Below are 8,277 nucleotides of genomic sequence, written 5' to 3' on the forward strand. Positions count from 1 at the left end.
CAGCTGCGCTGTCGAACGGGAGCAAGCTCCCTCGCCACAGCAAGCCAGCTCCCACATTGAATTTGCGCCGGTTGTGAGATTGCGCTTAAGGTTCGCCCAGGTTTTTTGCCCCATGAGTCTATATGTTCAATGTCAAACCTCTGGTCTTCGCGCTGCTGGCCTTTGCTGCTGTGCCCGCCCACGCCGATTGGTACCTGGATAACGAATCCTCGCGCCTGTCTTTCGTCACCACCAAAAACACCGAGATTGCCGAAGTCCAACGCTTCCTGGTGCTGCACGGCAAAGTCGACGCCAAAGGCGCGGCTCGGCTGGAAGTGGAGCTGGACTCAATCAACAGCGGTATTCCGTTGCGCGACGAGCGCATGCGTAAAGAGCTGTTCGAGATCAAGACCTTCCCCGAAGCGCAGATCAGCGCACAGATCAATCTGCAGCCCATCAATGACCTGGCGTCCGGCGCGCAGTTGGAATTGCGCCTGCCCTTGAGCGTCACGCTGCACGGCAAGACCCAGACCTACAGCGCCGAACTGCTGGCCACGCGCCTGGATGAGCGGCGTTTCCAGGTGGTAACTCTGGAGCCCGTGGTGCTGCATGCCGAAGATTTCGACCTGGCGCCCGGTGTGGCTACCTTGCGTAAGGCGGCAGGGCTCAAGTCGATCAGTTTGTCGGTGCCGGTGGGTGCGGTGCTGATTTTCACGGCGCGCTGACATGAGCGGCGCGGTGTTCCCGTGGCGCAGCGCCAATCAGTTCGAATTGCTGATCGACGGGCCGAATTTCTTCCCGCAGATGCTGGTGGGCATCGCCCGGGCCGAGCAGCAGGTTGACCTTGAGCTGTACCTGGTCGAAGCCGGGGCCTGCGCCGAGGCCATGGTGCAGGCGCTGGTACTGGCCGCCGAACGCGGCGTGCAGGTGCGTTGCCTGTTTGACGATTACGGCAGCCTGGCGTTTACCCTGGGGCTGCGCAAGCGCTTGACCGATGCCGGCGTGGCGCTGCGCTTTTACAACCGCCTGAATTGGCGGCGCTGGATGCGCAACCTGTACCGCGACCATCGAAAGCTACTGCTGATCGACCAGCGCATTGCGGTGGTCGGCGGCACCGGTGTCACCGACGAGTTCTGGACGCCGGGGCAAGACACCGCCGACTGGCATGAAGTGATGGTGCAGATCAGCGGCCCGCTGGTGCTGGACTGGCAGGCCCTGTTCGACCGGCAATGGCACGCTAACGCCGCGCGCCGTGAATGGAAACCGGCTACCCACTTTGGTTTGCCTCGCTTGCCCAAGGTGCCCGCGACCGGGCCGGGGCTGGGCCGCGTGGCGTATGCCGATGCGCGTCAGCACCGTGACATCCTGCAATCGTTGATTCGTGCTTTGAACAGCAGCAAGGGGCGTATCTGGCTGGCGACCCCGTACTTCCTGCCAACCTGGAGCGTGCGCCGTGCCTTGCGCCGGGCGGCAGGGCGCGGTGTGGACGTACGTTTGCTGCTCACCGGCCCGCGCACCGATCACCCGTCGGTGCGTTACGCCGGGCACCGTTATTACCCGCGCCTGCTGCGCTCAGGCGTGCAGATCTTCGAATACCAGCCGTGTTTCCTGCACCTGAAGATGGTGCTGGTGGATGATTGGGTGAGCATTGGCTCGTGCAATTTCGACCACTGGAATCTGCGCTTCAACCTGGAAGCCAACCTCGAAGCGCTGGACCCGCAGTTGACGGCAGCGGTGGTGGGCAGTTTCGAAGCGGACTTTGCCCAAAGCCAGGCGGTGAGCCTGGAGGCATGGAAGGCGCGGCCATTGTGGCGGCGGGTGAAGCAGCGGGTGTGGGGCTGGATTGATCGGTTGGTGGTGAACCTGCTGGATCGACGCGGTTAGCCGGGTCACCTCAATCAACTGTGGGAGCTGGCTTGCCTGCGATAGCATCACCTCGGTACACCTGACAAACCGAGGTGCCTGTATCGCAGGCAAGCCAGCTCCCACAAAAGCCAGCTCCCACAGCGACCGTGTTTACAGCTTCAGATCAGAGCAGTTCGAAGGTTTGCTGCTGCACATCCTGGGAATCCAAGCCGATCTGCACATTGAACTCACCCGGTTCCGCCGCGAACTTGAGTTGGGCGTTGTAGAACTTCAAGTCGTCCTCGGTGATGGTGAAGTGCAGCGTGCGCGCTTCGCCGGCCTTGAGCATGATCTTCTGGAAGTTCTTCAGCTCCTTGATCGGGCGGATCATCGAACCGGCCACGTCCTGGATATACAACTGCACAACCGTTTCGCCATCGACCTTGCCAGTGTTCTTCACGGTGACGCTGGCATCGAGCTTGCCGGTCTTGTTCAGCGTGGTGGACGACAGTGCCATGTCCGACAGGCTGAACGTGGTGTAGCTCAGGCCATAGCCAAACGGAAACAGGGGGCCGGTGGTGTCATCGAAGTACTGCGAGGTGTAGTTGCCCGGCTTGCCTGGGGTGAATGGCCGGCCGATGGTCAGGTGGTTGTAGTAGGTCGGAATCTGCCCCACCGAACGAGGGAAGGTGATCGGCAGCTTGCCCGATGGGTTGTAGTCACCGAACAGCACGTCGGCGATGGCGTTGCCGCCTTCGGTACCTGCGAACCAGGTTTCCAGGATCGCGTCGGCCTGTTGGTTCTCTTCGAGAATCGACAGCGGACGGCCGTTCATCAACACCAGCACCAGCGGTTTGCCGGTGGCTTTGAGGGCCTTGATCAAGTCGCGCTGGCTTTGCGGAATGTTCAGATCGGTACGGCTCGACGATTCGTGGGACATGCCACGGGACTCGCCCACCGCCGCGACGATAACGTCGGCGTTGTTCGCCGCCTTCACCGCTTCATCAATCAGCACCTGGGCAGGGCGCGGGTCATCCACCACTTCCGGGGCATCGAAGTTGAGGAAGTTGAGGTAGTCGAGCACCGCTTTGTCGCCGGTGATGTTGGCGCCACGGGCATAGATCACTTTGCCTTTTTCACCGATCACGGCGTTCATGCCGTCGAGCAGGGTCACCGATTGCGCAGGCCGGCCAGCAGCAGCCCAACTGCCCATCATGTCGATGGGTGCCTTGGCCAGCGGGCCGACAAGGGCAATGGTCGCGGATTTTTTCAGCGGCAGGGTGTCGTTGTGGTTTTTCAGCAACACCAGGCTGCGGCGCGCAATGTCGCGGGCCTCGGCACGGTGCAGGCGGCTGTCGGCGTAGGTGTCGGCCGGGTCATCCTCGGCCTTGCCGATGCGCAGGTACGGGTCCTTGAACAGGCCCATGTCGTACTTGGCACCGAGCACTTCGCGCACGGCGTTGTCGATGTCGCTCTGCTGGATCTCGCCGGACTTGAGCAGCCCCGGCAATTCCTTGCCGTACAGCGAGTCATTCATGCTCATGTCGATGCCAGCCTTGATCGCCAGCTTGGCGGCTTCACGTCCGTCCTTGGCCACGCCGTGCTTGATCAGCTCGACGATCGCACCGTGGTCGCTGACGGTCAGGCCCTTGAAGCCCCAGTCTTTGCGCAGCAGGTCGTTCATCAGCCAGGTGTTGGCGGTGGCAGGCACGCCGTTGATCGAGTTGAGCGCGACCATCACGCCGCCGGAGCCGGCCTTGATCGCCGCGTGGTAGGGCGGCAGGTAGTCCTGGTACATCTTGACCGGGCTCATGTCGACCACGTTGTAGTCGCGCCCGCCTTCCACCGCGCCGTAGAGGGCGAAGTGCTTGACGCTGGCCATGAGGCTGTCGGCATTCGCGGGGCTGGTGCCCTGGAACGCCTTGACCATCACTTCGGCAATGCGTGACACCAGGTAGGTGTCTTCACCGAAACCTTCGGAAGTGCGGCCCCAGCGCGGGTCGCGGGAGATATCGACCATTGGTGCAAACGTGATATCGAGGCTGTCGGCGGCGGCTTCCTGGGCGGCGATGCGCCCGGAGCGGCCGATGGCGTCCATGTCCCAGCTGGAGGCCAGGGCCAGGCTGATCGGGAAAATGGTGCGGTGGCCGTGGATCACGTCATAGGCGAAGAACATCGGGATCTTCAAGCGGCTGCGCATGGCCGCGTCCTGCATCGGACGGTTTTCCGGGCGGGTGATGGAGTTGAACGTGCCACCGATGCGGCCGGCGGCGATTTCCTTGCGGATCAGCTCACGGGGCATTTCCGGGCCGATGCTGATCAGGCGCAATTGGCCGATCTTCTCATCCAGGGTCATTTGCTTGAGCAGGTCGCTGACGAAGGCGTCCTTGTCGTTAAGCGCAGCAGGCTTTGTTTCTGCCCATACGGGGTGGCTGGCCAGAGTGGCAACAAGGCCGAGCAAACACAGCTTTTTCATGAATATCCTTTTTCGGCGACTGCGCAGCATTCAGAGAGATGCTGTCGGCCAAAATGTGGGGAACGTCTATTGTTGTTCGGGTGTTGTTCAGATAAATGCAGCACACTCTGAACTCTTTTTCGCGCTGGGCATCTTTGTAGCTGATTGGCTCGAAGCATTCCAGTGGTGGCGGATTATGCCCCAAGCGCGTGGTTTATAGGGTTAGTCGTCACATTCCATCAGATCGGGCAGGAGAAACACTATGCAAGCAGCACACACTTATCGCTGGGGCTTCAAGGCTGCGGCGCTGTTACTGATCAGCAGCGTGCTGAGCGGTTGCGGCATCAACAACATCCCGACCCTGGACGAACAGGCCAAGGCCGCCTGGGGCCAGGTGCAGAACCAGTACCAGCGCCGTGCTGACCTGATCCCCAACCTGGTGGAAACGGTGAAGGCGTATGCCGCCCACGAACAGGAAACCCTTACCGCGGTGATTGAAGCGCGGGCCAAGGCCACCTCGATCCAGGTGGATGCCAGCACCCTGGACAACCCCGAAAAACTCAAGCAGTTCCAGCAAGCCCAGGATGGCCTGAGCGGCGCACTCAGCCGTTTGATGGTGGTGTCCGAGCGTTACCCGGACCTGAAGGCCAACCAGAACTTCCTGGCCTTGCAATCGCAACTTGAAGGCACCGAGAACCGTATCGCTGTGTCTCGCCGTGACTTTATACAGGCCGTACAGGCTTACAACACTGAGATCCGCACCTTCCCGGGCCGCCTGTGGCACAGCGTGATGTACAGCGACTTGCCGATCCGCGCCACGTTTGAAGCCACCAGCGCCGATGCCGATAAAGCGCCGCAAGTGAAGTTCAAATAAGGCTGCACTGAGGTGTCGATGCGTTTATTACGGATAGGCCTGGCGCTGTGGCTGTTGGCCTGCGTGGGCGTGGCCCAGGCGGCGCTCACCTTCCCGGCGCTGACCGGGCGGGTGGTGGACAGCGCGCAGATGATCGACCCGGCGGTGCGCGAGCAACTGACCCAGCAACTGCAGGCGCTGGAGCAGACCTCGGGCGACCAGTTGGTGGTGGTCACCGTGCCCGACCTGCAAGGCGTGCCTATTGAGGACTACGGTTATCAATTGGGCCGCCAGTGGGGCATTGGCCAAAAGGGCAAGGACAACGGCGCGCTGTTGATCGTCTCCCGTGATGACCGCCAATTGCGCATCGAAGTCGGGTATGGCCTGGAAGGCGTGCTGACGGATGCGCAATCCTGGGTGATCATCAACCAGGTGATCCTGCCCAAGTTCAAGGCCGGCAATTTCAGCCAGGGCATCAGCGACGGTGTGGCCGCGATGATCCAGGTGGTGGGCGGTGAGCCCTTGGCGGTGCCGGCCCATGTGGCGGATGCGAACTTCGCCATGGATAATCCCGGTTTTTCCATCGGCCTGTTTATTCTGCTGATCGGCGTGCTGTGGCTGTGCAATCGCATGGGCTTGCCAGTGGGCGCTATCCTGCTGGCGATTCTCAACAGCAGCGGGCGCGGCGGCGGTGGGGGCGGCGGTGGCGGTGGTTTCCGCGGCGGCGGCGGTGGTTTTGGCGGTGGCGGGGCTTCGGGCAGCTGGTAATGACAATAACGAGAATAGAGCATCTACAACCATGGCATTACTGACTGAACACGAGCAGCGCCAAGTCGCCGAAGCGATCGCCCGGGTCGAGAAAACCACCGACGCGGAGTTGGTCACCGTGCTGGCGGCGCGCGCCGACGACTACGCCTACATTCCGTTGCTGTGGGCGAGCTTGATCGCGTTGGTGGTGCCGGGTGTGGTGCATTACCTGTCGGGCTACCTGACCATGTACACCTTGCTGGTGGCGCAGTGGGTGACGTTCATTGTGCTGTGCCTGGTGTTCCGCTTGCCCAAGGTCACTACTCGGCTGATCCCGCGTTCGGTACGCCACTGGCGTGCGTCCAACCTGGCGCGGCGGCAGTTTCTGGAGCAGAACCTGCACCACACGGTGGGCAGCACCGGGGTGCTGATTTTTGTCAGCGAGGCCGAGCGTTATGTGGAGATCCTGGTGGATGACGGGATTTCCAAGCGCCTGGATGACAGCAATTGGGACGCTATTGTCCAGGCGTTTACCCAGCAAGTTAAACAGGGGCAGACGCTGGCCGGGTTCATCGCCTGCGTTGAAGCCTGTGGCGAGTTGCTCAAGGTGCATGTGCCCGTTACCCAAACCCGCAACGAACTGCCCAATCGCCTGGTTGTACTCGAATAACTGCTTTTTTGTAGGAGCGAGCTTGCTCGCGAAAAACTCATCGACGCCGCGTTCATTCAGGACACCCGCGTTATCGTTGACGTTTTTCGCGAGCAAGCTCGCTCCTACACAAGGCAGCATCCTTATTCGGGTTGATTGACCGTTGATCAAATAACCCCGTGCCCTGAACCCCCATCCCGCCTAAAATGCCCGGCATTCTTTACCCGAGGCGTTTTTGTTCATGTCCGTCACCGCTCAACCTGCCCGCCCTGCGCCGGATCATCATGCCCAGTTCATCGAACTGTTGAGCGCAAGCTTGGCCCAGAACGCTTTTATCAAGCTGGTGCTGGCCAAGTACGTCGGTGAGGAAGCCGAGTTGCAGCGGCTGATCATCAAGCCGCTGGTGGTCAAGGAGCAGCCTTGCCTGTCGTTCGTCTATCGCTACAAGACTCGCGACATCACCAAGAACTTCCCCTTGGCCGACGGCGTGGCGGCGATCGCCGAGCTGTTGCCCAGCTCGTTCAAGAACGCGCACTTGCTGGCGCTGACCGACGAAGCCCAGTTGGAATACAGCAAGAAGAACAAAAGCTCGCTGTTCAAAAGCAAACCGCAGCAACTGCGCGAAGCGCCTTCAGCCGAGCATAACCGTGAAAAAAATCGCTTCCTCGACCTGAGCCGGCCGTTTCTCTCCGACCTGGGCGTGACCGACGCCAAGCAGGCGCTGATCCCCTCGATGTCGCGCAAGTGGAAGCAGATCAACAAGTTCATCGAAGTGTTCAGCCATGCGCTGACGTCGTCGCCGTTGCAACTCGACCGCCCGGTGCGTGTCGCCGATTTCGGCTCGGGCAAGGGTTACCTGACCTTCGCTATTCACGATTACCTGCGCAATACCCTCAAGGCCGAGGGCGAGGTCACCGGTGTCGAGTTGCGTGAAGACATGGTCACCCTCTGCAACAGCGCCGCTGCGCGCCTGGAGCATCCGGGGCTGGTGTTCAAATGTGGCGATGTACGCAGCGTGGCGCCCAGTGAGCTGGACGTGATGATTGCCTTGCATGCCTGCGACATCGCCACCGACTACGCGATCCACACCGGCATCCGTTCCGGTGCGTCGATCATCATGTGCTCGCCGTGCTGCCACAAACAGATCCGCCTGCAGATCCAGAGCCCGGCGTTGCTCAAGCCGATGCTGCAATACGGCCTGCACCTGGGCCAGCAGGCGGAAATGGTCACCGACAGCCTGCGCGCATTGTTCCTTGAAGCCTGTGGCTATGAGACCAAGGTGTTCGAGTTCATCTCGCTGGAACACACCAACAAGAACAAGATGATCCTGGCGGTCAAACGTGCCGAGCCTGTGGACAACGCGCAGCTATTGGCAAAAATCCAGGAGCTCAAGGCGTTTTATCACATCACCGAGCACTGCCTGGAAACCCTGTTGCGCGGGGATGGCTACCTGGCCTGAAATGGGCGCGGTTCCCTGTGGGAGCTTGCTCCCGTGACGGCCCCGGCGGCCAGCGCATATCTACCTGACGCCCCGCGATCCAAATGTGGGAGCTGGCTTGCCTGCGAAGACGGCCTGACAGCCGACCGGGATGTGGGATCAGACTGAGTACATATCCGTTATTTAGGTAACGGCCACTTAGGGTTCCGCCCTGACGGCGGCTCACTTTGCAAAAGCGGCAAAGTAAGCAAAACGCTCTTGCCCCACCACTCGGCACCTCGCCTAGGCTCGGTGTGCCCGTAATCCGCCAG

At 61.0% G+C, this 8,277-nt stretch carries 7 protein-coding genes; 6 read left to right on the forward strand and 1 reads right to left on the reverse strand.

What is annotated here, in order from left to right:
• Window positions 1-122: 122 nt before the first annotated feature.
• Complete coding sequence (locus OC445_RS26585; RefSeq protein ID WP_054898725.1) at window positions 123-704, forward strand: YceI family protein; 582 nt, start codon at window positions 123-125, stop codon at window positions 702-704.
• Window position 705: 1 nt separating this feature from the next.
• Window positions 706-1,863 carry a phospholipase D-like domain-containing protein gene (locus OC445_RS26590; RefSeq protein ID WP_034126534.1) on the forward strand — a complete coding sequence of 386 codons (1,158 nt, stop codon included), beginning with the start codon at window positions 706-708 and terminating at the stop codon, window positions 1,861-1,863.
• A 145-nt stretch (window positions 1,864-2,008) separates the two neighbouring features.
• Here OC445_RS26590 and bglX read toward each other — a convergent pair whose 3' ends face one another.
• On the reverse strand, window positions 2,009-4,300 hold the full coding sequence (gene bglX, locus OC445_RS26595; RefSeq protein WP_034126535.1) for a beta-glucosidase BglX: 2,292 nt from the start codon (window positions 4,298-4,300) through the stop codon (window positions 2,009-2,011).
• Between the two features lie 241 nt (window positions 4,301-4,541).
• On the opposite strand from bglX, the gene OC445_RS26600 reads away from it, so the two are divergent.
• The 4 genes from OC445_RS26600 to OC445_RS26615 all read left to right on the forward strand — a co-directional run bounded on the left by OC445_RS26600 (window position 4,542) and on the right by OC445_RS26615 (window position 7,987).
• Window positions 4,542-5,153 carry a LemA family protein gene (locus OC445_RS26600; RefSeq protein ID WP_014717327.1) on the forward strand — a complete coding sequence of 204 codons (612 nt, stop codon included), beginning with the start codon at window positions 4,542-4,544 and terminating at the stop codon, window positions 5,151-5,153.
• 18 nt (window positions 5,154-5,171) lie between these two features.
• Complete coding sequence (locus OC445_RS26605; RefSeq protein WP_054917592.1) at window positions 5,172-5,900, forward strand: TPM domain-containing protein; 729 nt, start codon at window positions 5,172-5,174, stop codon at window positions 5,898-5,900.
• Between the two features lie 31 nt (window positions 5,901-5,931).
• Window positions 5,932-6,549 (forward strand): TPM domain-containing protein, encoded by a 618-nt coding sequence (locus tag OC445_RS26610; protein ID WP_262020446.1) that lies wholly within the window; start codon window positions 5,932-5,934, stop codon window positions 6,547-6,549.
• 220 nt (window positions 6,550-6,769) lie between these two features.
• Window positions 6,770-7,987 carry a class I SAM-dependent methyltransferase gene (locus OC445_RS26615; protein ID WP_262020447.1) on the forward strand — a complete coding sequence of 406 codons (1,218 nt, stop codon included), beginning with the start codon at window positions 6,770-6,772 and terminating at the stop codon, window positions 7,985-7,987.
• Window positions 7,988-8,277 lie beyond the last annotated feature (290 nt).

The sequence above is a fragment of the Pseudomonas sp. Pse35 genome (genome assembly GCF_024519715.1).
Classification (GTDB): domain Bacteria; phylum Pseudomonadota; class Gammaproteobacteria; order Pseudomonadales; family Pseudomonadaceae; genus Aquipseudomonas; species Aquipseudomonas paracarnis.